The following is a 24,173-nucleotide window of genomic DNA, read 5'->3' as shown; positions in this document are numbered from 1 at the left end:
ATGACTTTGGGTCAAAGGTCACGGGGAGAATTTGATCAAATCTTTTCCAGCCCGCACCAGTCCGCGATGAACAGCGCGATCGTGCCGGTCACGCGCTTTACCGAAGACAGTTTGACCCGCTCGTCAAAGCCGTGAATGGCTTCGGAATAGGGGCCGTAGACGAGGCAGGGGGTCTCGCCGTAGATCACGAAGACCCGCCCATCAAGGTAGCCCGGCGTCACGAAGCTCTCGAGCGGCTTGGTGTAGCTCGACATGTGGGCGCGGGCGAGCGTGTCCTCGGCCTCTGTGCCTTCCTCGAGCACGTAGCCCTCCGCGAAGAAGCCGTTGAAGATCACCTCGGGCGGGTTGTTGGCGAGGAACGGGATGCCCTCGGAGACCCGGCGCAGGTGGTCCTCGATCTCGCGCGCGGCGTCTGCGGCCTTGATGCCGGGGTAGAGCGCGATGCGGCAGTCGAACTCGCACCAGGCCGCCACGGTCGACGCCCAGTCGCCGCCGGAGATCTTGCCGACGTTGAAGTTGATCGGGTGCTCGAGCTCCTCGAAATAGCGATGCTCGCCCTTCCGGGCGTTCCATGCCTCTTCCAGTTCGCGCAGACCCTTGATCAGGTCGTAGGCCGCTTCGATGGCGTTGGCGCCCGAGCCGGCCTCGCGTACATGCACCGGGGCGCCCTGCACCCGGACGCGGAACCACAGCACGCCGACATTGGCCCGCACCAGCATGTCGTCCTCGGGTTCGGGAATGATCGCGGCATCGGCGTTGTAGCCGCGCAGCAGCGCCGCGAGCGCGCCGTTGCCGGTGCATTCCTCCTCGACCACCGATTGCTGGTAGAGCGTGGCGGCGGGGCGGTAGCCCAGCCGCTTGAGCGCGTCGACGGCAAAGATGTTGGCGGCGATCCCGGCCTTCATGTCGGCGATGCCGCGGCCATAGAGCCAGTCGCCGTCGCGCTTCGGCTCGAAGGGCGGGTGGCTCCACATGTCGAGCGGCCCCGCGGGGACAACGTCGACATGGCCGTTCAGGACCAGCGACTTCCCGGTCTCCTCGCGCGGGCGCAGCGTGCCCACCACGTTGATGGCGTTGGAATAATCGACCTCGACCGGTGAGAAACCGGGGTGGTGCTTGATGTCGTCAACTTCGATGGTCCAGCGGTCCATCGCGTAGCCGCGCTCCTTCAGCGCGTCATGCAGGAAATCCTGCGCGGTCGCCTCCTGTCCCCGCAGGGACGGGAACCGGCCAAGCGCTTCGGTGAAGGCGATCTGGTCCTCGAACCCCTCTTCGACGGCGGCGAGGATCTGTTCGGTCAGTTCGGCAGAGAGGGTCATTTGGCGTCTCCTGTGAAGCCTTGCATGAACGACACCAGCGAGGTGGTGAGGTCGTCGGAGAGGTAGCCGCCTTCCTGCACGATCACCGTGGGATAGCCGGCGGCGGCGATCATCTCGCCGGCGCGGCGGAAGCCGTCCCAGCTGATCTGCATGCCGAGCAGCGGGTCATTCTCGTGCGCGTCGAGCCCGAGGCTCAGCATCAGGGCGCCCGGCTGGTAGGCGGCGATCCTCTCCAGTGCCTCGGCGATGGTCTTGAGCCAGACCTCGTTGGTGGTGCTGCGGGGCAGGGGGTAATTGGTGTTGAAGCCTTCGCCCGCGCCGGTGCCGGTCTCGTGGGCATAGCCGACGAAGAACGGGTAGTAGGTCTCGGGGTCGGCGTGGATCGAGATCGTCATCACGTCGTCGCGCTCGTAGAAGATCGCCTGCGTGCCGTTGCCGTGATGCACGTCGATATCCAGCGTCGCGACCTTGTCGTATTTACTGCGAAGCCGCGCGGCAGCGACGGCGGAGTTGTTCATCATGCAATGCCCGGCGGCCATGTCGGCCGAGCTGTGGTGCCCGGCGGGACGGCACAGCGCATAGGCGGCGCGATCTCCAGCAAGCACCGCGTCGGCGGCGGCCACGGCGCAGTCGGCGGCGCGGCGCGAGGCGGTCCAGGTGTGCTCACCGATCGGCGCCGAGGTGTCGCCCATGTGCCAGCCGGCGCGGCCGACGATGCTGGCGGGATAGGTGGCGAAGCTGCGCTGCGGAAATACATTCGGCACCACCTCGGGGCCGGCGTTGGGCAGCGCCTGCCACTCCTGCCATGCGGTCTCGAGGAAGGTGAGGAAATCCTCCGTGTGCACCGCCGCGAGCGCATCGCGCGAGGCCTGTGCCGGTTCGATGGTGTCGAGGCCAAGCTGATCGAGCCCCGCTTTCAGCAGCTTGGCGCGCTCGGCCTGCTCGGCGTTGCGCAGGATCTTGCCATGCGTCAGGCGAAACACCGGATCGTGGAGGTCGGTCTCGGGGGCATAGAAACACTTCATCAGTCTGGCTTCTCTTCCATGTTGCGGAACTGCTCGACCACGAGGTCGCGGGCGACCTCGATATGATAGCGCAGGGCTTCGACGGCCTCTGGCTCATCGTGGCGCAGCAGCGCGTCGAGGATGGGTTGGTGGGTCTCGGCCAGCCTCTGTGCGTCGTCGTAGAGCCGGCCGATCATCATGATCGTCAGCTCCGACGCCATCGCGATCTGGTCGAAGGTGGCGAGGTATTTCGGATTGCCCGAGCCGGCGCAGATCAGCCGGTGGAACTCCATGTCGGCCTCGACCTGTGTCAGCATGTCGAAGCCGGGGCCGGCGACGCGGCGCATCTCTTCGATCTGCTGAACGAGGCGGGTCTCGCTCTCCCCCAGCCCGTCGCGGATCAGGCGGCGCACCGCCGCGGTCTCGATCACTAGCCGGAACTCGTAGAGATCGGCCAGTTCGCGGGAGCTGATCGAGCGAACGAAGAAGCCGCGATTGGGCAGGTAGGTCACCAGCCCCGAGTTCTCGAGCAGGCGCGCCGCCTCGCGCACGGGGGCGCGGCTCACGCCGAGCTGGCGGGCCACCACCGATTCGGAGAGTCGTTCGCCCTGCGAGAGCTGGCCCGTCACGATCGCCTTGCTGAGCAGGCGCGCGACACGCTGGACGAGCCCCTCGCGGTCGAGGGGCTGAAAGCCGTCACTGTCCTGTTTTGGGTCCATGAAGTCGACACCGGAATGCACAAGTTGCGATCACGCTAATTGTAGGTTTGGCGATTGTCGACAATTTCCTTGACCAAACATGCTTTCTCGGCGTCTGTTTACGATAAGCGATGAAAAGGACGACTTTGATGCCCGATGGAGCTACCGCCGACCCCGTCACCCAGCTGCGCCGCGATCTGGCTGCCGCCTACCGGCTGATTGCGCATTTCGGCATGGATGACGGCATCTACACCCACATCTCCGCGCGCCTGCCGGACGGGCCGGGCGGCGATAAGCGCTTTCTGCTGAACCCCTTTGGCCTGCGCTTCGACGAGGTGACGGCGGCCAATCTCGTCACCGTGGACGAGACGGGGGCCGTGATCGACGATCCCTACGGCGCGGGGGTCAACGCGGCGGGCTTCACCATCCACTCCGCCGTGCACATGGCGCGGCACGACGCCGTGTGCGTGCTGCACACCCACACCGTCGCCGGTGTGGCGGTTTCGTCGATCAAGGAGGGGGTGCTGCCGCTGAACCAGTGGTCGGCGCAGTTCTTCAACCGCATCGCCTTCCACGATTACGAGGGCATCGCGCTGAACCTCGAGGAGCGCGAGCGCATCGTGGCCGATCTTGGCGAGAAGCAGGTCATGCTGCTGCGCAATCACGGCACGCTGCTGCTGGGCCGCTCGGTCGCCGAGGCGGTCAAGCTGGCGCTGAACCTCGAGCGGTCGTGCAAGGCGCAGATCGCGGCTCTGGGCATGGGCCTGACGCCGATCGTGCTGCCCGACGATGTCGCCGAGCACACGGCGAGCCAATACCAGAAAATGTATGACAAGATGGAAGGCGCCGGTGGCAGGGATCCCGAATGGGAGGCCTTCCTGCGGATGCTGGAAACCGCCGCTCCCGGCTACAAGGGCTGAGCGGCGGCCCGAGAGATAACCAAGGCGGCCCGGCACAGAACCGGGCCCACCCCCGAAACCAGAACCTGACAGGGAAAACATGAAACATCTCAAAGCGACGACCTTCCTGATCGCCGCCGCGCTCGCGGCGCCGCTCGCCGCGCAGGAGGCCGGTGGCCGGCTCGACATCGTGGTGCAGCCCGAACCGCCCTCGCTGATGCTGGGCCTTGTGCAGAACGGCCCGACGCAGCTTGTCGCGGGCGACATCTACGAGGGCCTACTGCGCTACGGCACCGACCTGAAGCCGCAGCCGCTTCTGGCGAAAAGCTGGGAGATCTCGGAGGACGGCCTGACCTACACCTTCAAGCTCAACGAAGGTGTGAAGTGGCACGACGGCGAGGATTTCACCGCCGAGGACGTGGTGTTCTCTGCCGATGTCTTCCTGCGCGAGACCCATGCCCGTCTGCGCGCCTCGCTGGAATACGTGGAGAGCATCACCGCGCCGGACGACACCACCGTGGTGTTCCAGCTGAAGGAGCCCTTCGGCCCGTTCATCAGCGTCTTCGAGACCGGCACGATGCCGATCGTGCCAAAGCACATCTATGAAGGCACCGATTTCGCCAACAACGAGATGAACGCCACGCCGATCGGCACCGGCCCGTTCAAGTTCGAGGCGTGGGAGAAGGGCAGCTACATCCACCTCGTGAAGAACGAGGACTACTATGTCGACGGTCTGCCCTATCTCGACGAGGTCTATTACCGCGTGATCCCGGATGCCGCCGCCCGCGCCGTGGCCTTCGAGACCGGCGAAGTGGACGTTCTGCCGGGTGGCTCGGTCGAGAACTGGGACGTGCCGCGCCTGACCGAGATGGACAATGTCTGCTCCACCGGCTCGGGCTGGGAATTCTTCGCGCCGCACGCGTGGATGTGGCTCAACAACCGCGAAGGTCCGACCAGCGACGTGCGCTTCCGTCAGGCGGTGATGTATGCGATGGACCGTGAGTTCCAGCGCGACGTGGTGTGGAACGGCTTCGGCAACGTCGCCACCGGCCCGGTCTCTTCGAAGACCAACTTCTATTCGGACGACGTGACCATCTACGATCACAACCCCGAAAAGGCCGAGGAGCTGCTGGCCGAGATGGGCTATGACGGCGAAGAGATCCGCCTGCTGCCGTTGCCCTATGGCGAGACCTGGCAGCGCTGGGCCGAAGCCATCCGCCAGAACCTGAGCGAGGTGGGCATCAACGTGTCGATCGACAGCACCGACGTCGCGGGCTGGAACGAGAAGACGTCCCAGTGGGACTATGACATGGCCTTCACCTATCTCTACCAGTACGGCGACCCGGCGCTGGGCGTGTCGCGCAACTACACCGCCGACCGCATCCAGAAGGGCAGCCCGTGGAACAACGTCGAGGGCTACGACAACCCCGAGCTGGACGAGAAGTGGTTCGACGCCGCGACCATGATCTCGCCGGAGGAACGTCAGGCCGCCTATGACGAGATCCAGAAGGAGATCGTCGACGACGTGCCCGTGGCATGGCTTCTCGAGCTCGAGTTCCCGACCATCTACCGTTGCGACATCAAGGACCTCGTGACCACCGGCATCGGTGTCAACGATGGTCCGCGCAACGCCTGGATCGAGCAGTAACCCAACCGGTTCGGGCCGGACTGTCCCTTGTCCGGCCTGACCCCGAGGCGCTGCCGCTCCCCGTGGGCGGCGCCTCGGGAAACAGATTCCCCTCCGAGGACGCATGACCATTCTCATCGCAATCCTCTCGCGGCTCGCGAAGGCGGCACTGACCCTGCTCGCCATCGCTGTCCTGAACTTCTGTCTGCTGCACGCGGCGCCGGGTGACCCGGCGGTGGTGCTGGCAGGCGAGGCGGGCGCGGCCGACGAGCAGATGATCGCGCAGCTGCGCGAACGCTTCGGCCTTGACCAGCCGCTCTACGTGCAGCTCGGCAAGTACATCGCCGGCATCGTGCAGCTGGATCTTGGCTATTCCTTCCGCCAGAGCGCCCCGGTGATCGACCTGATCGCCGAGCGGCTGCCGGCGACGCTGTTGCTGACCCTGACCGCCTTCGTGATCTCGCTGACCTGCGGCATCGCTCTGGGCGTCGCCGCCGCCGCCCGCGTCGGCAAGGTGTCGGATTCGCTCCTGACCACGCTGGCGCTGCTGTTCTACGCCACCCCGCTCTACTGGCTGGCGCTGATGGCGGTGCTGGTGTTCTCGGTCTGGCTCGGCTGGCTGCCCGGCTTCGGCTACGAGACCGTGGGCTCCGACTTCTCGGGCCTTGCCCGCGCGCTCGACATCCTCAAGCACCTGATCCTGCCGGCGCTGACGCTGGGGCTGTTCTTCATGGCGGTCTACATGCGCATGACGCGGGCCTCGATGCTCGAGGTCTCGACCGCGGATTTCGTCAAGACCGCCAAGGCCAAGGGCCTGTCGGGCCCGGTGATCCGCCGCCGCCACATCCTGCGCAACGCGATCCTGCCGGTGGTCACGCTGGCCGGCCTGCAGGCGGGGCAGCTCGTCGGGGGCGCGGTGCTGACCGAGACCGTCTTCGCATGGCCCGGCATCGGTCGGCTGATGTTCGAGAGCCTCGCCGCGCGCGACTACAACACCATCCTCGGCGTGTTCCTCGTGTCCGCCGCCATGGTCATCCTGTTCAACATCGTGACCGACATCGTCTACCGGATCGTCGATCCCCGGATCGGAGCGAGGGCCTGAGCCATGTGGAAACGTTTCAGAACCAATATCGGTGCCATGGTCGGGGTCGTCCTGCTGATCGCCGTCATCCTCATCGCCATCTTCGCGCCGCTGATCTTTGCCAACACGCCCTGGCAGATGGTACAGCGCCCATTCCTTGCGCCCTTTGCCATGGAGAGCCTGCCGCTCGGCACCGACACGCTGGGCCGCGACGTGGCCGCGCAGCTGGCTTACGGCGCGCGGGTTTCGCTGCTGGTCGGGCTGGTCTCGACGCTGGTGGCGCTGCTCATCGGGGTACCTCTGGGCGCGCTCGCGGGGTTCTATGGCGGGTATGTCGATGAAGGCGCCATGCGCTTCACCGAGTTCTTCCAGACCATCCCCAACTTCGCGCTGGCCATCGTGCTGGTGGCGATCTTCGAGCCGACGCTGGCCTCGATCACGCTGGCCATCGCCATCGTCTCGTGGCCGCCGGTGGCGCGCCTCGTGCGGGCCGAGGTGATGTCGGTGCGCAAGCGCGAGTTCGTCGATGCCGCGACGCTGGCGGGCCTGTCGAAGCCACGCATCCTCGTGCGGCAGGTGCTGCCCAACACGGTCTCGCCGATCATCGTCATGGCCTCGCTGATGGTCGCCACCGCGATCCTGCTGGAGAGCTCGCTCTCCTTTCTCGGTCTCGGCGATCCCAACGCCATGAGCTGGGGCTACATGATCGGCGCCGCGCGCACGGTGATCCGCTCGGCCTGGTGGCTGAGCTTCTTCCCCGGCATCGCCATCGTCATCACGGTGCTGGCGCTGAACCTCATCGGCGAAGGTCTCAACGACGCGCTGAACCCGCACCTCTCCCGGAAGGGCAAGGCATGAGCAACACACTGTCCATCGAACACCTCACCATCGGCCTGCCGGAGGGCGCCGACCGCCCCTTCGCGGTCGAGGATGTGAGCATGGCCATCGAGAAGGGCGAGATCCTCTGCGTGGTCGGGGAATCCGGCTCCGGCAAGTCGATGACCGCCAACGCGCTGATGGGGCTGCTGCCGCCGGGCGTGACCGTGAAGGCGGGCCGCGCCATGTTCGAGGCGCGCGACGTGCTGCGCCTGCCCGAGAGCGAGAAGCAGGCGCTGCGCGGCGCCAGCATCGCGATGATCTTCCAGGAACCGATGACGGCGCTGAACCCGCTGATGCGCATCGGTGACCAGATCGTCGAGGTGTTTGCCGCACATGACCGCTACACCCAGTCCGAGCGCCGCGAGAAGGCGCTGGCGCTGATCCGCGAGGTGCAGCTTCCCGATCCCGAGAAGATCATCCGCGCCTATCCGTTCCAGCTCTCGGGCGGGCAGCGGCAGCGGGCGATGATCGCGATGGCGCTGGCGCTCGAGCCGAAGCTGCTGGTCGCCGACGAGCCGACAACTGCGCTCGACGTGACGACGCAGGCGCAGATCCTCAAGCTGATCCTCGATCTGCGCGAAAAGCGCGGCATGGCGGTGATGTTCATCACCCACGATTTCGGCGTGGTGGCCGAGATCGCCGATCAGGTGATCGTCATGCGCATGGGCAAGGTGGTCGAGCGCGGCTCGGCCGCAGAGGTGCTGGAGAACCCCCAGCACGACTATACCAAGCGCCTGCTCGAGGCGATCCCGACCGGCAAGCTGCCGGCGGCACGGCAGCTTTCGGAGACGCCGGCGCTCGAGATCAAGGGGCTGCGCAAGATCTACCGCACCGGTGGCGGCCTGTTCAAACCGGTCCGCGAGGTGCGCGCGGTCGACAACGTCTCGCTCACCGTGGCGCGCGGCGAGGTGCTCGGGCTCGTGGGCGAAAGCGGCTCGGGAAAGTCGACGCTCGGGCGCACCGCGGTGCGGCTCGTCACCCCCGATGGCGGGCAGGTGATGGTCGGCGGCACCGATCTTGCAGCCCTGTCCGACGAGGAGCTGCGCAAGCAGCGCCACAAGGTGCAGATGGTGTTTCAGGATCCCTATGCCTCGCTCAATCCGCGCCAGCGCATCATGGGGGCGATCACCGACGGCCCGATCACCCGCGGCATTCCCCGGAAGGAGGCCGAGGCCCGCGCCCGCGAGCTGCTCGAGATCGTGGGGCTGGGGGCGGATGCCGCCAGCCGCTTCCCGCACGAGTTCTCCGGCGGCCAGCGCCAGCGCATCGGCATCGCCCGCGCGCTCGCCATGGACCCGGAGCTGATCATCGCCGACGAGGCGGTCTCGGCGCTTGACGTGTCGATCCAGGCGCAGGTGCTCGACCTGCTGCGCGAGCTGCGCGAGAAGCTCGAGCTGTCGATCCTGTTCATCACCCACGACCTGCGGGTCGCCGCGCAGCTCTGCGACCGCATCGCGGTGATGCAGAAGGGCAAGCTGGTCGAGATCGGCACGGTGCACGACATCTTCCTGAACCCGCAGCAGGACTACACCCGCAAGCTGCTCGCCGCCGTGCCCGGCGCCGACTGGGATCAGCAGGGAGCCGCCTGAGCATGATCGGTGTCATCACCAATACCGCGTTCGAGATGTTCGACCGCTTCAGCCCGTATTTCGCCGCCGAGGCGCCGGAGCTCACCGTCCTGCGCCCGGAGGACGTGACCCGGCCCGAGGAGGTGAGTTTCGTCTTTACCTTCCGCCCCGCCGACGATGCCTTCGCGCCCTATCCCAACCTGCGCGCGGTGTTCTCCGCAGGCGCCGGGACAGACGCCATCGACGCCTGTCCGTCGCTGCCCGAGGGCGTGCCGGTCTACCGGGTCGAGGATGCCGATCAGGCGTTGCAGATGGCGGGGTTCGCCGCCTTTCACGTGCACTGGCATCACCGCCACATGGCGCAATACGTCGCCCAGCAGCGCGCCGCCGTGTGGGAGCGCGTGCTCACCGGCCTGTCGCCGAGCCACAAGCGGGTGGGCGTGCTGGGCTTCGGCCACATGGGCCGGGCGATTGCCCGCGGGCTCATGGCGCTCGGCTATCCGGTGTCGGGCTATTCGCGCTCGCAGCCCAAGCCGCCCGAGCCGGGGGTGCGCCATTTCACCGACGGGCAGCTCGACGCCTTCCTCGCCGAGACCGACATGCTGGTGAACGTGCTGCCGCTGACCGAGCAGACCAAGGGCCTGATCGACGCCGCCTTCCTGCGCAAGCTGCCCGAGGGCGCGGCGCTGATCCACATGGGGCGCGGCGGGCAGGTCGACGAGGCGCAGCTGCTCGAGGTGCTCGATGCGGGCCATCTCTGCGGGGCGTCGATGGATGTGTTCGACACCGAGCCGCTGCCCGCCGAGAGCCCGCTCTGGGCCCATCCCAAGGTGCTTGTCACCCCGCATGTGGCCTCGATCCCCGAGGCCACCCTCCTCGTGCGCGGCATCCGCGACCGGTTGCGCGCGCTCGTTCCCGCCTGATCCTCTCCTTTTCTGCCGCAGGACGCCATGACCACCGATCCCAATGACCTCTCCGCCCGCGAACTCGCGGCCCGCGTCCGCTCCGGCGCGCTCTCTGCCAGTTCCGTGATCCGCGACACGCTCGACCGCGTGGCCAAGGTGAACAACCGGGTGAACGCGATCATCCAGGACTGCGGCGCCGACGCCATGGCCGAGGCCGAGGCGCTGGATGCACGCATCGCCAGGGGCGAGACGGTGGGGCCGCTGGCGGGCGTACCGGTGACCATCAAGGTGCTGGCGGATCAGGCGGGCTATGCCTCGACCAACAGCTGCCGCATCTTCAAGGACGTGATGGCGACCGAGGACGCCCCATTCCTGCGCCACCTGCGCGAGCGGGGGGCCATCGTGATCGGGCGGACCAACACGCCGGCATTCTCCTATCGCTGGTTCACCACGAACGGTTTCTACGGCGACACCCGGAACCCGCACAATGACACGCTGACCGCCGGCGGCTCGTCCGGCGGGGCAGGGGCGGCGGTGGCGACCGGCATGGGCCATATCGGCCACGGCACCGACATCGCGGGCTCGATCCGCTACCCGGCCTATGCCTGCGGCGTGCAGGGGCTGCGCCCGTCGCTGGGCCGGGTGCCGATGTTCAACCCCTCCTCCGGCGATCGGGGCATTGGGCCGCAGCTGATGGCGGTCTCGGGTCCGCTGGCGCGCCGGGTCGATGACCTGCGGCTGGGGCTCGAGGGCATGGCGGGCTACGCCCCCGAGGACATTTGGAGCGCGCCGGTGCCGCTGCATGGCCCGGCCTATCGTCGCCGCGTGGCGCTGGTGAAGCGCCCGGGCGGCATCGACACCGACCCGCGCATCCTCGAGGACCTCGACCGCGCCGCGGCGATCTTCCGCGCCGCTGGCTGGCAGGTCGAAGAGCCCGGCGAGGTGCCCGAGATCCGCGAGGCGGTGGAGCTGCAGATCGACCTGTGGCTCTCGGACGACCATGCCACCAAACTGCGCATGGCGCATGAGGAGGGCGATCCCGGTGCCATCGCGCTGCTTGAACACTACGCCGACCGCGCCGAGGCCATCGACGCCAAGCGCTTCGGCGAGGTGTTCCAGCGCCGCGCCGCGCTGACCCGCCAGTGGCGCGCCTTCCTGCAGGATTACCCGGCGGTGCTGATGCCGGTCTCGGCGGACCTGCCGTTCAAGCAGGATGCCGACCTCGAGGGCGGGGACGCGGTGGCGCGGCTCTGGGAGGCGCAGCTGCCCCAGATCGCCTTCCCGGCGCTGGGTCTGCCGGGCATCGCGGTGGCCTCGGGCGTGGTCGATGCCGTGCCCTCGGGCGTGCAGCTGATCGGCGCGCCGTGGCGCGAGGACGTGCTCTGCGACGCGGGCGAAGTGCTCGAACGCGGGTTCGGCTTTCCCGGCCTCGTGTCCTGACAGATCCGGACAGAGCTTGACAGATGGGGCGCAAAGCCCCATTTGGGACGGTAACGCTGCGCTGCCGCGTGAGCTAGCCGCGCCATTGGGCGGGAGGATCCCTCCCTGTCGGGCGCATCAGCGTTGCCAATACCGATTTCCCCATCACGCAGGGTTCTCGATGCGACGGCCGGATGGCACGGGATACGCCCGTCTGTCCCGAGGCCGCGCCGCACCCTGACCGTGTCGCCCCTCCGGGCGGCAGGTTCGTACGCCGCGTAGCGCCCGAGGATGGGCGGCGCGGCCCGACAAAGGATATCTCTTGTTCGATTTCGACATGCTCGGCCTTGCGCCGACCCTTTCCGAAGCCCTGAAGCGCAACGGCTTTTCCGAGCCGACCCCGATCCAGAATCAGGCCATCCCGCTGGCGCTCGAGGGGCACGACGTGCTCGGCCTCGCCCAGACCGGCACCGGCAAGACGCTGGCCTTCGGCCTGCCGCTGATTGACGGCCTGCTGGCGCAGCCCGCCAAGCCGGCGCCCAAGACCGTCAAGGCGCTGGTGCTGGCGCCGACCCGCGAGCTGGTCAACCAGATCGCCGACAGCCTGCGTCAGCTCACCGACGGCACCAAGCTGCGCGTCGGCACCGTGGTCGGCGGCCAGTCGATCAACCGCCAGATCAACTTCCTCAGCCGCGGCACCGACATTCTCGTCGCCACGCCGGGCCGTCTCATCGACCTGATGGACCGCAAGGCGGTGGACCTGTCGACCGTGCGCCAGCTGGTGCTCGACGAGGCCGACCAGATGCTCGACATGGGCTTCATCCACGCCCTGCGCCGCATCGCGCCGCAGCTCGGCACGCCGCGCCAGACCATGCTGTTCTCGGCCACCATGCCGAAGCAGATGGAGGAGCTCTCCTCGGCCTACCTGACCAACCCGCGCCGGGTGCAGGTCTCGCCCCCGGGCAAGGCCGCCGACAAGATCACCCAGTCGGTGCATTTCGTCGACAAGGCCGGCAAGCCGTCCAAGCTGCGCGAGGTGCTGGGGCGCGATGACGAGTCGCTGACGCTGGTCTTCGCCCGCACCAAGCACGGCGCCGAGCGGCTGATGAAGGGGCTTGTGGCCGATGGCTACAACGCCGCCTCGATCCACGGCAACAAGAGCCAGGGCCAGCGCGACCGCGCCATCAAGGCGTTCCGTGACGGCGACATCAACGTGCTCGTCGCCACCGACGTGGCGGCCCGCGGCATCGACATCCCGGGTGTCGCCTATGTGGTCAACTACGATCTGCCCGAGGTGCCCGACAACTACGTGCACCGCATCGGCCGGACCGCGCGGGCGGGCCGCGAGGGCGAGGCCATCGCCTTCTGCGCACCGGATGAGGCGGACCTGCTGCGTCAGATCCAGAAGCTGATGAAGATCGACATCCCCGTGGCCTCCGGCGAGGCACCGACCGAGCTCACCGAGGGCGGCCCGCGCCGTCGTCGCGGTGGTGGCGGTGGTAACGGCGGCGGCGGCCGGGGCCGTGGTGGCTTTGGCGGCGGCAAGCCGCAGGGCGCCGGCAAGCCCGGCGGTGGCCAGGGGCAGGCCAAGCGTCGTCGTCCGCGCCGCCGCGCGGCCTGAGCGCCAAGGACTGGGACGGGCCAAGATTTTTAGCTAAAAATCTTGGTGCCTGACAAAAAAACGCCCGGACGAGGATCTCGTCCGGGCGTTTTCCGTTCCGATCGGAAGAAAGCGGCTTACTCCGCCAGCTTCTTCGCGACGATCTCGTTCACCGCCTTGGGGTTGGCCTTGCCGCCGGTGGCCTTCATCACCTGGCCCACGAACCAGCCCGCAAGCTTGGGGTTCTGCTTGGCCTTCTCGACCTGCGCCGGGTTGGCGGCGATGATCTCGTCCACCGCGGTCTCGATGGCGCCGGTGTCGGTCACCTGCTTCATGCCGCGCTCGTCGACGATCTGCTCCGGATCGCCGCCTTCGGTGTAGACGATCTCGAACAGGTCCTTGGCGATCTTGCCCGAAATCGCATCCGACTTGATCAGCCGCACGATGCCCGCGAGCTGCGCCGGAGAGACCGGGCTTTCGGTGATGTCATGGCCTTCCTTCTTGAGGCGACCGAACAGCTCGTTGATCACCCAGTTGGCGGCGAGCTTGCCGTCGCCGGCCTCGGCTGCGACCTTCTCGAAGAAGGCGGCGTTGGCGACCTCGGCGGTCAGCACGCTGGCGTCATACTCGGACAGGCCGAAATCCTTGACGAAGCGCGCCTTCTTCTCGTCGGGCAGCTCGGGCAGGGAGGCGGCGATGTCGTCGACCCAGGCCTGTTCGATCTCGAGCGGCAGCAGGTCAGGGTCGGGGAAGTAGCGGTAATCGTGCGCCTCTTCCTTGGAGCGCATCGAGCGCGTCTCGCCCTTGTCCGGATCGTAGAGACGGGTCTCCTGGTCGATCGAGCCGCCGGCCTCGAGGATGGCGATCTGGCGCTTCGCCTCGTAGTCGATGGCCTGCTGGATGAAGCGCATGGAGTTCATGTTCTTGATCTCACAGCGGGTGCCGAGATGCGAGAAATCCTGCGTCTCCTGGTATTTCTCGTACTGGCCCGGGCGGCAGACCGACACGTTCACGTCGGCGCGCAGGTTGCCGTTCTGCATGTTGCCGTCGCAGGTGCCGAGATAGCGCAGGATCTGGCGCAGCTTCGACACGTAGGCCGCCGCTTCCTCGGGGCCGCGGATGTCGGGGCGGCTGACGATCTCCATCAGCGCCACGCCGGTGCGGTTGAGGTCGACGAAGGACATGTTGGGGTCCATGTCGTGGATCGACTTGCCGGCATCCTGTTCGATGTGGATGCGCTCGATGCGCACGAGACGGGCGATGCCCGGCTCCATGTCGACGATCACCTCGCCCTCGCCCACGATCGGGTGGTAGAGCTGGCTGATCTGGTAGCCCTGCGGCAGGTCGGGATAGAAATAGTTCTTGCGGTCGAAGGCGGATTTCAGGTTGATCTCGGCCTTCAGGCCGAGCCCGGTGCGCACCGCCTGCTCGACGCAATACTCGTTGATCACCGGCAGCATTCCGGGCATCGCCGCGTCCACGAAGGCCACGTTCGAGTTCGGCTCGGCGCCGAACTTGGTGGAGGCGCCCGAGAACAGCTTGGCCTCGGAAGCCACCTGCGCATGGACCTCCATGCCGATCACCAGTTCCCAGTCGTATTTCGCCCCGGCAATGACCTTGGGTTTGGGGGGCTCGAAGCTCAGGTCAAGCATGGCGTATCCTCGTCTCGCAATTCGCGATGGGGATACGCCAGAGCGGCAGAGGGAGCAAGAGCGCTGGCAGCGCAGGGCGACGGAGACAGCACGACACCGGTCCCGGTGAAGCGCACCTTGCGCCCGAGGCGCAATTGATGGGCGAAATGCTCGGCCAGCGCCGAGAGCGCGCGGCTCTCGCCGAGGCGCAGCCGGTCGCCTGCCCCGGTCTGGCCGGCGAAGGGGCGCGCGCTGGCCCAAAGCGCTGGATGGGTCTCGCGCAGGTGGTCCTCGGCGATCCAGCCGAAACAGCCGCTGATCCGGGCGCGGGCGCTGCTGGGCTCGGACGCACCCGACAGGGTCATGCCGCAGAACGCCGCGAGGCGATTGGCGGTGTGCTGGTCGGGGCGGCGGGTGAGGATGTCGTGCAGCCCTTCGGTGAACAGTTCCGCATCGACATGGGCAAAACCGCGCAGCTGGCCGCTTGCCAGCGCATCGAGCCAGACCCAGACATAGCCGCCCGCGCCCCAGACATCGGCGGTGCGCCCCGCGGTGCGGCGGGCCTCGCGTTCGAGCCGGTCCCAGTTGCCGAACCGGGTCGGCATCAGGTCCCGGCCGAGCGCCCGCATATGCGCGGAACAGGAGGGGTCTAGGTCGATCAGGTCCTCGTAGTCCTCGATCACCCGGCGGCCCGGGCGCGGATCGAGCTCGAGCAGCGCGCAGCGCAGCGCGGCGAGGGCGGGCGAATCGACCTCCAGCGGATGGAACGGCGCGATCAGCCGCGCCGCGGTCTCGAGATGCTGCGACCGCGCATCGCGCCGCAGGATCGCGGCGTCGCCGGTCGTCGGTGCGGCCGCCCAGGCCTCGGCCACGGTCACATGGGCCTGCGCGAGGGCGCAGGAGAGCCACGCGGACCCGGCCACGCCCTCGATGGCGTCGTGCAGGCAATAGAGCGTCCGCCGCGCCGTCGTGGCGTCGCCGGCGGCCACGGCGCTGAGCGCGGTCTCGACCACGTCAGAGCAGGCGCCCTCGGCAAGCAGGCGGGCGACCGGCATGTCGCCACAGGTTGTTGCGCGGGCGGTGTCGGCCTCGCGCAGCTGTGCGGCCAGCGTCTCCCAGTTCTCCTGCCGGGCGAGCGCGCGCCCGGCAAGGCGCCGGGTCTGGCGCGCCAAGGCTTCGGGCGAGGTGTCGCGCACGGGGATGTGGATTTTCGCCGGCTCGATCGGGGCGGGGCCGAGGGCGGCGGGCGCGGTCCTTTCCGGTGCCACCACCGTGGCGCCGAAAGCCCGCTCTCGGTGCCGTTTCCGCGACAGCAGGTCGAGGGCAAACCGGAGGAACGAGGCGGGGCGGACGAGGTCGGACATGGCCGCACCGTGTCGGGAGAATCAGGCACATTGTGGGCAGGAGCGGGTTCTGGCGGCGGCATTCCGCCGACAGTTTTCCGACTGCGATCGCCATGAGTCCCAAGGGCTTAACGTGGCCTTCGGCGGTTTGGTTCCGACACCGCCCCCGGGGCGCGGAGTGCCCGGCTTTACCGATCCCACACCCTGTGGCACTTCTCCAGCCATGCTGCCACGTCTTTTCACAGTTCTGTCGGCCCTGTTCTTCGCAAGCGCCGTCTGGTCAGAACCCGCCCCGATGCCGCCCGGATACTCTCTCCAGGCCGTCGTTCAATCGGTCCGTCCGCAAGAGCGGACCATGACGATCCCCGAAGCGCGCTGGGGCACCTCCGGCGAGCGGGGGACCTGGTCTCTGGCGGCGCTGTCGGCGCTGCGCGGCCCGGCACGCAACCTGCCCGCGATCGTCCCCGAGGACATCGCGACCTGGTGCCCGGCCTATGAAAGCGCCGGCCGCGAGGACCGCGAAGCGTTCTGGGTCGGCCTGGTCTCGGCGCTGGCCAAGCACGAGAGCACCTATCGCCCGACCGCCGTCGGCGGTGGCGGGCTGTGGTACGGTCTGCTGCAGATCCTGCCCTCGACCGCACGGCACTACAATTGCCAGGCCGGAAGCGCCGCCGAGCTCAAGGACCCGCGTCTCAACCTCGCCTGCGGCCTGCGGATCATGGCGAAGACGGTGAAGCGCGACGGCGTGGTCAGCCAGAACATGCGCGGCGTCGCGGCAGACTGGGGTCCGTTCCATTCGCGCCAGAAGCGTGAGGACATGATGGCATGGACCCGCGCGCAGCCCTACTGCGCCGGCCTGCCGCGCTCGCTCAAGCCCGTGGCGCGCCCGGACAGCTGGGGAGACGATGCGATCATGGCGAGCCTGCCCGCGCATGACGGCGTGGTCACGCTGAGCGCCGACGGCGTAATCCTGCGCCCGACGCGGGATCCGATCATCGCGACCTCGGGGATGACCCCGCAGCAGGAAGCCGCATTGCAATAATCAAGACAACAAGCGCTGCGGCGCGTACCTGTCGAGCGCGCAGAGATGCGCAGAAAAAGGGGGCCTTGCGGCCCCCTTTTTTGGTCTCGTCTCCGGTGCCGGATCAGGAGAGCAGGCGGCCCACCATCTCCGACACGTCGCGCGACAGGTCGGGCTTGGCGGCGATGCGCTCGAGCTCCGCCTTCATCAGCGCCTGCCGCTCGGCATCGTAGCGTTTCCACGTCTGGAACACCGAGCACATGCGCGCCGCGGTCTGCGGGTTCTTGCCGTCGAGCTTGATCAGCCACTCGGCCAGCAGCCGGTAACCACTGCCGTCCTTCGCGTGGAACCCGGCATGGTTCATCGCCAGAGAGCCCATCACCGCGCGGAAGCGGTTGGGGTTCTTCCAGTCGAAATCGGGCCGCTTGGTCAGGGCCTCGGCACGGGGGGCGGCACTCTCGGGCTTCGTCGCGGCGACCTGCAGCGCGAACCACTTGTCCATCACCAGCCGGTCGTCCATCCACTGCTGCTCGAAGGCCGCGAGAGCCGCACCCTCTGCGCCGGCGGAGATCAGGCAGGACAGCGCGCTCAGCTGCATGGTCATGTTGTCGGCGGCGTCGAACTGCGCCTGTGCCGCCTTGCCGCCATCGAGACGGGTCTGCAGCGACAGCACCGCGTTGCCGAGCGCCCGCTTGCCGGATTGCGTGGCGTCGGGGCTGTAAGCTTCCGTCACGCGGGTGGCGTCCATCAGCTCGGGCAGCAGCGACGACCAGCGCTCGGCCATGGCATCGCGCAGGGTCTCGGCGGCGGCGTGGATCGCGTCGGGATCGGGGGTGACACCCTTGGCGTGCAGCATCTGCGCGAGCTCCGACTGTGTCGGCAGCGTCAGCATGAGCGCGCGGAAGGCCGGGTCGAGATCGCTATCGCGGATCACCTGCTCGAGCGCATCGATCCACGCCATGTCGGGGCCGGCCCCTTCGGTCACCATGGCGAAAAGGCAGGCGCGGGCGAGGTCGCGGCTGGCCTCCCAGCGGTTGAACGCGTCGGTGTCATGCGCCAGCAGGAAGCGCTGTTCCTCGGGCGAGGTCTCGCGGTCGAGCACCACCGGCGCCGAAAAGCCGCGCAGGATCGAGGCTACGGGCCGTGCGCTCAGGCCGTCGAAGCTGAAGCTCTGCTCGCCTTCCGTCATCTCGAGCACGGTGGTCGGCACCACCTCGTCGCCATTGGGGTTGAGCAGCCCCACGGCGATGGGCAGCACCTGCGGCGCCTTGTCGGGCTGGCCCGGGGTCGGCGGCGTCTCCTGCTTGAAGGTCAGGGTGTAGGTGCCGTCGGAATAGCTCTCGGAGACCTTCAGGTGCGGGGTGCCCGACTGCGAATACCAGCGCTTGAACTGCGTCAGGTCGCGGCCGGTGGCATCCTCGAACACCTTGAGCCAGTCCTCGATGGTGGCGGCATCGCCGTCGTGACGCTCGAAATACAGGTCCAGCGCCTTGCCGTAGGCGTCGTCGCCGACCAGCCGCTTGAGCATCCCGATCACCTCGGCGCCCTTCTCGTAGACGGTGGCGGTGTAGAAGTTGTTGATCTCCTGAAAGCTCTCCGGACGCACCGGGTGCGACAGAGGGCCCTGGTCCTCGGGGAACTGGCGGGCCCGCAGATCGATCACGTCGGAGATCCGCTTGACCTCGGCGGAGCGCATGTCGGAGGTGAACTGGCTGTCGCGATAGACCGTCAGACCCTCCTTCAGGCAAAGCTGGAACCAGTCGCGGCAGGTGATGCGGTTGCCGGTCCAGTTGTGGAAGTACTCATGCGCGATGATCGCCTCGATGCGCTCGAAATTGGCGTCGGTCGAGGTTTCGGGCGACGCCAGCACGCAGGAGGAGTTGAAGATGTTTAGCCCCTTATTCTCCATGGCGCCCATGTTGAAATCGTCGACCGCGACGATGTTGAAGATGTCGAGGTCGTATTCGCGCCCGTAGACCTCTTCGTCCCACTTCATCGAAGCGATGAGGCTCTCCATCCCCCAGGCGCATTTGCCCTCGTCACCGGGGCGCACCCAGATGTTGAGCTCCACGTCCTTGCCGGAGGCGGTGGTGAAGCAGCCGGGGTGGTTGACCAGATCGCCGGCCACCAGCGCGAAAAGGTACGCGGGCTTGGGCCACGGGTCATGCCATTCGGCCCAGCCCTCGCCGCTGTCGGTGGGGTTGCCGTTCGACAGCTTGACCGGCGCGTCGCCCTCGATGCGGACGGTGAAGGTCGCCATCACGTCGGGGCGGTCGGGGTAATAGGTGATCTTGCGGAAGCCCTCTGCCTCGCACTGGGTGCAGTACATGCCGTTCGACATGTAGAGCCCCTCGAGCGCGGTGTTCTCGGCAGGCGCGATCTCGACCTCGGTCTCCCACAGGAAGGTGCCGTCGGGCACGTCGCAGCGCAGGCCCTGAGCTGTCAGCTCGGGAGTGACCTCGGTGCCGTCGATGGCGGCGCGGATCAGCTTGAGCTCTTCGCCATGCAGGAAGAAATCCTGCGCGGGGGCGTTCGGGTTGGGCACGAAGTGGATGCGCGTTATCACGCGGGTGGCGTTCGGAGCGAGCTTCACGGTCAGGTGAACATCCGCAACCTGCCAGCCGAAGGGCTTGTAATCGCTGAGGTAAATGGTTTGCGGGCTTGCGTCTTTCATGCGGTCTCATCCTGTGGGCAGGGGCGGCGCAGGAACTGCGCCCGATGCTTGAGTGTTAGGTGTGCAAGGCTGGCGCCACAACCATGTGGCACGAAATTTCGCAACGGAGGAGCGCTGTCATGTCGGCACCCAACACCAACATCGAGAAGCAGAAGAAGCGACACAAGGGCCCGCTCGGCGGCATCTGGTTCGGACTCGCGTTCGTGGCCGTGCTTCTGGTTGTCTGGCTGGGATATGTCTTCATGTCGGCGGACGAAGACGAGCCCGCAGCGGCAACGACAGAGCCCGCAGCCGTGACCGAGACCGACGCCGGCACCGACGCGGCGCCCGTGCAGACCGAGACCGAGGCCGGTACCGAAGCGGCGCCCATGGAGACCGAGACCGGCAACGAGGCCGCGCCGATGGAGGCCGAACCCGGCGCGACCGAGGACGAAACCGCCCCCGCCGTCAACGACTGACCTCCTCGCCGCTCAAAGGGGCGTCTCGCCTGATAGTTGAAGCGCCCGAAAGACGACCCTGGCTCGGAACCGAGCCGGGGTCTCTCGCGTTGTCTCGCGACTTAGCGGGATGCAAGGTGAGGGACGCATGGACGGAAAACTGACGGGCCGCGCCTTCGCCGCGCTGAGCGAGGCCGATGGCGAAGTGCCCGCGGACGAGGCGCGCAACGGTCTGCGCCACGTCGTATCCCTCTCCATGACGAAGCTGGCCGACGGCCTGATCAACCCCAAACTCGTCTTGACATGGCTGGCGCAGGCGCTCGGAGCGCCGGCGGTCCTCGTGGGCCTTCTCGTGCCGATCCGCGAGGCCGGGGCGCTCTTGCCACAAATGCTGCTCGCGCGCCGGGTCGAGGCGCTGCGACACCGGAAATGGGCGTGGGTGGTCGGGTCGCTGGGGCAGGGGATCGCCGCCGCTGGCATGGTCGCGGTGGCTTTCACGCTTCAGGGCTGGGCCGCAGGTCTGGCACTTTGCGGTCTTCTGGCGTGCCTCGCGCTCGCACGCGCGGCCTGCTCGGTGAGTTTCAAGGACATCCTCGGAAAGACCATCGAGAAGACCCGCCGCGGCGCCGTGACCGGCACCGCCGCCTCGGTCGCGTCGGCGGGGGTGATCCTGTTCGCGCTGCTCCTGATGACCGGGCTGCTGCAGGACGTGACGCCGCTTGCGCTGGCAGTCGGACTTGCGGCGCTGCTCTGGTTCGGCGCGGCGGCGCTGTTCTCGACGCTCGAGGAAGCGCCTTCGGAGGCGGAGGGCGACGCCCCGGCGGTCGACCTCTCGCCGTTCCGCGAGGATGGCCAGTTCCGCCGCTTCGTCTATGCCCGCGGGGCGCTGACCGCGACGGCACTGGCACCGCCCTATATCGTGCTGCTCGACACCGGCGAGGGCGCGCTGCAGAAGCTCGGCGCGCTGGTGCTGGCCTCGGCGGCGGCCTCCTTCGCCAGCTCCTATGTTTGGGGGCGCCTCTCTGACCGCTCCTCGCGGCAGGTGCTGATGTATTCAGGCTTCTCCGGCGCGGCGGCGATGGCGCTGGCGGCTCTTGCGGGCCTGACCGGCGTGGCGGGTTCGGCGATCTGGGTGACGCCGCTGTTGCTCTTCGCACTGATGATCGCCTATCACGGCGTGCGGCAGGGGCGCTCGACCTACCTTGTCGACATGGCTCCCGAGGATGCCCGGTCGCGCTATGCGGCGCTGGCCAATACGATGATCGGCGGGCTGCTGCTGGTCTCCGGGGCCTTCGGCGGGGCGCTGGCATGGATCGGACCGGTCGCGGCGCTGGCGGGCTTTGCGGTGCTGAGCGCGCTTGGCGGGATCATCGCGTTGGGCCTCGATGAGGTCGAAGAACCCGCCGACTAGCTTTTGACCAGCGCGACGCTGGCGGCGCGGCGCACGGCGGCGGTGAGCCCGGTGACCGCGCCCGCAACCAGCCGGTTGACCTGCCAGTGCAGCGCCACGTGCTGCGGCTGATCCGGTCGCAACAGCACCAGTCGCCCCTGCGCCAGATCCTCGCGCACCAAGGGCTCGGGGTTGAGCCCCCAGCCCAGTCCCAGCCGAGCGGCCTCGACAAAGCCCTGCGACGAGGGCAACCGGTGTAGCGGCGGGCTCAGGGCCTGCCCGGTGATCCGGCGCAGCCAGTCGTGCTGCAACCCGTCCTTGGCATTGAACTGAAGCATCGGCGCGCGGGCGAAGGCCTCGGGGGTGGCGCCCTCTGCGAAGAACCGTTCGTGGAAGCCGGGCGCACAGGTCGCGAGGTAGCGCATCTCGCCGAGGGCGAAGGCGTCGCAGCCCTGCACCGGGCGGGCATGGGCGGTGATCGCCGCCGAGACCTCGCCGCGGCGCAGCCAGTCCGCCGAGTGGGATTCATCGTCGACCACGATGTCGAAGAGCAGATCGTGCGCGACGAGCGCCGGCAGGAACCATGTCGAGAGGCTGTCGGCGTTGATCGCGATGCGCAGCCGCGCGGGGGCGCCGGGCAGCTTGAGATCGCGGGCCAGCGCTGCCTCGAGCAGCCGCACCTCGCCAGCGTGACGGGCCAGCCGCGCCCCGGCGGGCGTGGCGGTGCAGGGCGCGGCGCGCACCACCAGTGCACCGCCCACCCGATCCTCGAGCGCTTTTATGCGCTGCGAGATCGCCGAGGGCGTGACGCGCAGCTCGGCGGCGGCGGCGTCGAAGCTGCCGAGCCGCAGCACCGCGTCGAGCGCGGCCAATTGCGAAGGATCGAACGACATTAGTAAAACTTATTAGAAGTAATTTTCTTTAACTAGGCTGTTGCGCGTCGTCCGTGCTAGCAGGCCGGGACGGCTCGGACAGGAGACAAAGACATGCAGGTGGCACTGGCGGGCTTCGCGCTCGGGTTTTCGATGATCCTCGCCATCGGGGCGCAGAATGCCTTCGTCCTGCGGCAGGGGTTGATGCGGGCGCATGTGCTGCCGGTGTGCCTGATCTGCGCGCTCTCCGACGCGGTGCTGATCGCCGCCGGGGTTGCCGGCTTCGGCGTGCTGACCGAGGCGGTGCCCGGACTGGAGCCGGCCATGCGGCTCTTCGGCGCCGCCTTCCTGCTGTGGTACGGGGCCCGCAGTCTGCGCTCGGCTTGGCACGGCGGGGCCGCGATGGGAGTGGGCAAAGCGGCGCTGAGCCTGCGCGGGGCGGTGCTCACCTGCCTCGCCTTCACCTGGCTCAACCCGCATGTCTACCTCGATACGGTGATGCTGCTCGGGGCGATCTCGTCGCAATACGCGCAGCCGGCGCTGTTCGGGCTGGGGGCGGTGACCTCGTCGTTCGTGTTCTTCTTCATGCTCGGCTACGGGGCGCGGGCGCTGGCCCCGGTCTTTGCCCGCCCGCGGGCGTGGCAGTTGCTCGATCTCGGCATGGCGGTGGTGATGTGGACGCTTGCCGCAAAGTTGATCCTTGGCGGCCTCGACACCCTCATCGCGAGCTTTCCGCTTTCAGAGAGATTGTTCGTGGTCTAACACCATCGCATGAACCCAGTTTCCGCACCGGTCCGTGGCATTCTCTGGATGGTCGTCTCGGGACTTTGCTTCGTCGGGGTGACCGCGCTGGTGAAACTGCTCGCCGGGCGCGTGCCGGCGGCAGAGTCGGCCTTTCTGCGCTATGTCTTCGGCCTCCTGTTCCTGCTGCCCGCCTGGCGCGGCCTGTCGGCGCTGCGCCTGACAAGACGCCAGATCGGACTGGTGAGCCTGCGCGGGACCGCGCATACCGTGGGCGTGATCTTCTGGTTCTTCGCCATGACCCGCATCCCGCTTGCCGAGGTCACGGCGATGAACTATCTCACCCCGATCTACGTCACCATCCTCGCGGTCTTCGTGCTGGGGGAGCGGCTGGCGATGCGGCGCATCATGGCGATCGTGGTGGCGCTTGGGGGCGCGCTGCTGATCCTGCGGCCGGGCTTCCGCGAGCTCGACCCCGGCCATTTCGCCATGCTGGGCACGGCGCTGCTGTTCTCGGGGTCCTACCTGATCGCCAAGATTATCTCGGGTGAGATGAGCGCCGTGGCGGTGGTGACGCTGCTGTCGATCACCGTCACCATCGGGTTGTTCCCGTTCGCGCTGGCCGTCTGGGTGACCCCGACCTTGGGCGATCTGGGCATCCTGTTCCTTGTCGCTTGCTTCGCCACCGGCGGGCACTACGCCATGACGCTGGCCTTCGCGGCGGCGCCGGTGACCGTGACGCAGCCGGTCACGTTCCTGCAGCTCGTCTGGTCCGTGATCGTGGGGGCGGCCTTCTTCGCCGAGCCGGTCGATCCGTGGGTGGTGCTGGGCGGCGTGGTGATCATGGGCGCGGTGCTCTTCATCACATGGCGCGAGGCGATGCTCAAGCGCCGGGTCGCGCCGGCAGGGCCCGACGCTCAGAGCTGATTTGTCTTCCGGACACAGCGGGGTCTCCGGATAACGCGAAACGCGCGCCGCCTCTGCAGTGGTGTTGCGAGCGCCCGAAGGTTGTGCCGGCGGAAGGGGCACGGGCGGAAAGATTTGCCGAGACCGAGGCGACCGAGG

At 67.8% G+C, this 24,173-nt stretch carries 20 protein-coding genes; 13 read left to right on the top strand and 7 right to left on the bottom strand.

Annotation, left to right across the window (positions count from 1 at the left end; translation table 11 throughout):
- Positions 1-35: 35 nt before the first annotated feature.
- Genes LCM15_RS05660 through LCM15_RS05650 form a run of 3 tightly spaced genes read right to left on the bottom strand, consistent with a single transcriptional unit; the run spans position 36 to position 3,042 of the window.
- Positions 36-1,319 carry an ArgE/DapE family deacylase gene (locus LCM15_RS05660; protein WP_224854099.1) on the bottom strand — a complete coding sequence of 428 codons (1,284 nt, stop codon included), beginning with the start codon at positions 1,317-1,319 and terminating at the stop codon, positions 36-38.
- Positions 1,316-2,344 (bottom strand): histone deacetylase family protein, encoded by a 1,029-nt coding sequence (locus LCM15_RS05655; RefSeq protein WP_224854097.1) that lies wholly within the window; start codon positions 2,342-2,344, stop codon positions 1,316-1,318. The genes LCM15_RS05660 and LCM15_RS05655 overlap by 4 nt, the downstream gene beginning before the upstream one ends.
- A complete protein-coding gene (locus tag LCM15_RS05650; protein WP_224854094.1) occupies positions 2,344-3,042 on the bottom strand; it encodes a GntR family transcriptional regulator in 699 nt (232 codons plus the stop codon). The genes LCM15_RS05655 and LCM15_RS05650 overlap by 1 nt, the downstream gene beginning before the upstream one ends.
- Positions 3,043-3,170: 128 nt before the next feature.
- On the opposite strand from LCM15_RS05650, the gene LCM15_RS05645 reads away from it, so the two are divergent.
- The 8 genes from LCM15_RS05645 (at position 3,171) to LCM15_RS05610 (ending at position 13,020) form a co-directional block, all read left to right on the top strand.
- On the top strand, positions 3,171-3,941 hold the full coding sequence (locus LCM15_RS05645) for a class II aldolase/adducin family protein (protein WP_224854091.1): 771 nt from the start codon (positions 3,171-3,173) through the stop codon (positions 3,939-3,941).
- A 79-nt stretch (positions 3,942-4,020) separates the two neighbouring features.
- A complete protein-coding gene (locus tag LCM15_RS05640; protein WP_224854088.1) occupies positions 4,021-5,568 on the top strand; it encodes an ABC transporter substrate-binding protein in 1,548 nt (515 codons plus the stop codon).
- 103 nt (positions 5,569-5,671) lie between these two features.
- Positions 5,672-6,649: an ABC transporter permease gene (locus LCM15_RS05635; protein WP_224854085.1), complete on the top strand. Its 978-nt coding sequence runs from the start codon at positions 5,672-5,674 to the stop codon at positions 6,647-6,649.
- A gap of 3 nt (positions 6,650-6,652) precedes the next feature.
- Positions 6,653-7,486 carry an ABC transporter permease gene (locus tag LCM15_RS05630; protein ID WP_224854082.1) on the top strand — a complete coding sequence of 278 codons (834 nt, stop codon included), beginning with the start codon at positions 6,653-6,655 and terminating at the stop codon, positions 7,484-7,486.
- Positions 7,483-9,096 (top strand): ABC transporter ATP-binding protein, encoded by a 1,614-nt coding sequence (locus tag LCM15_RS05625; protein ID WP_224854079.1) that lies wholly within the window; start codon positions 7,483-7,485, stop codon positions 9,094-9,096. The genes LCM15_RS05630 and LCM15_RS05625 overlap by 4 nt, the downstream gene beginning before the upstream one ends.
- 2 nt (positions 9,097-9,098) lie before the next feature.
- Positions 9,099-9,998: a 2-hydroxyacid dehydrogenase gene (locus LCM15_RS05620; RefSeq protein ID WP_224854076.1), complete on the top strand. Its 900-nt coding sequence runs from the start codon at positions 9,099-9,101 to the stop codon at positions 9,996-9,998.
- A gap of 27 nt (positions 9,999-10,025) precedes the next feature.
- Positions 10,026-11,420 carry an amidase family protein gene (locus LCM15_RS05615; protein WP_224854073.1) on the top strand — a complete coding sequence of 465 codons (1,395 nt, stop codon included), beginning with the start codon at positions 10,026-10,028 and terminating at the stop codon, positions 11,418-11,420.
- A 301-nt stretch (positions 11,421-11,721) separates the two neighbouring features.
- On the top strand, positions 11,722-13,020 hold the full coding sequence (locus LCM15_RS05610; RefSeq protein ID WP_224854071.1) for a DEAD/DEAH box helicase: 1,299 nt from the start codon (positions 11,722-11,724) through the stop codon (positions 13,018-13,020).
- 116 nt (positions 13,021-13,136) lie between these two features.
- On the opposite strand, the gene gatB is transcribed toward LCM15_RS05610, so the two are convergent.
- Positions 13,137-14,651, bottom strand: coding sequence for an Asp-tRNA(Asn)/Glu-tRNA(Gln) amidotransferase subunit GatB (gatB, locus tag LCM15_RS05605; RefSeq protein WP_224854069.1), 1,515 nt, complete (start codon positions 14,649-14,651; stop codon positions 13,137-13,139).
- Positions 14,639-15,994, bottom strand: a complete 1,356-nt coding sequence (locus LCM15_RS05600) for a hypothetical protein (RefSeq protein WP_224854066.1) — start codon at positions 15,992-15,994, stop codon at positions 14,639-14,641. Before LCM15_RS05600 ends, gatB begins: the two co-directional genes overlap by 13 nt.
- 334 nt (positions 15,995-16,328) lie before the next feature.
- Between LCM15_RS05600 and LCM15_RS05595 the strand changes: the two genes are divergently transcribed.
- A complete protein-coding gene (locus LCM15_RS05595) occupies positions 16,329-17,015 on the top strand; it encodes a transglycosylase SLT domain-containing protein (RefSeq protein ID WP_224854063.1) in 687 nt (228 codons plus the stop codon).
- Between the two features lie 103 nt (positions 17,016-17,118).
- Here the strand turns inward: LCM15_RS05595 and pepN are convergent, their stop codons facing one another.
- Positions 17,119-19,668: an aminopeptidase N gene (pepN, locus tag LCM15_RS05590; RefSeq protein ID WP_224854060.1), complete on the bottom strand. Its 2,550-nt coding sequence runs from the start codon at positions 19,666-19,668 to the stop codon at positions 17,119-17,121.
- A gap of 119 nt (positions 19,669-19,787) precedes the next feature.
- Between pepN and LCM15_RS05585 the strand changes: the two genes are divergently transcribed.
- The gene (locus LCM15_RS05585; RefSeq protein WP_224854058.1) at positions 19,788-20,126 is read left to right on the top strand and encodes a hypothetical protein; all 339 of its coding nucleotides are present in this window, start codon (positions 19,788-19,790) and stop codon (positions 20,124-20,126) included.
- Positions 20,127-20,253: 127 nt separating this feature from the next.
- On the top strand, positions 20,254-21,516 hold the full coding sequence (locus LCM15_RS05580) for an MFS transporter (protein ID WP_224854055.1): 1,263 nt from the start codon (positions 20,254-20,256) through the stop codon (positions 21,514-21,516).
- Here the strand turns inward: LCM15_RS05580 and LCM15_RS05575 are convergent.
- Positions 21,513-22,388, bottom strand: coding sequence for a LysR family transcriptional regulator ArgP (locus LCM15_RS05575; protein WP_224854053.1), 876 nt, complete (start codon positions 22,386-22,388; stop codon positions 21,513-21,515). The genes LCM15_RS05580 and LCM15_RS05575 overlap by 4 nt on opposite strands.
- Positions 22,389-22,481: 93 nt before the next feature.
- Here LCM15_RS05575 and LCM15_RS05570 point away from each other — a divergent pair, with 93 nt between their 5' ends.
- Positions 22,482-23,129, top strand: a complete 648-nt coding sequence (locus LCM15_RS05570) for a LysE/ArgO family amino acid transporter (protein WP_224854051.1) — start codon at positions 22,482-22,484, stop codon at positions 23,127-23,129.
- Between the two features lie 9 nt (positions 23,130-23,138).
- Positions 23,139-24,035, top strand: coding sequence for a DMT family transporter (locus tag LCM15_RS05565; RefSeq protein ID WP_224854048.1), 897 nt, complete (start codon positions 23,139-23,141; stop codon positions 24,033-24,035).
- The last annotated feature ends 138 nt before the right edge of the window (positions 24,036-24,173 follow it).

The organism is Salipiger bermudensis (genome assembly GCF_020171625.1).
GTDB classification, from domain to species: Bacteria; Pseudomonadota; Alphaproteobacteria; order Rhodobacterales; family Rhodobacteraceae; genus Salipiger; species Salipiger bermudensis_B.
Note: the sequence above shows the minus strand (reverse complement) of the source record. Positions and strands in the feature narration are given on the sequence as shown.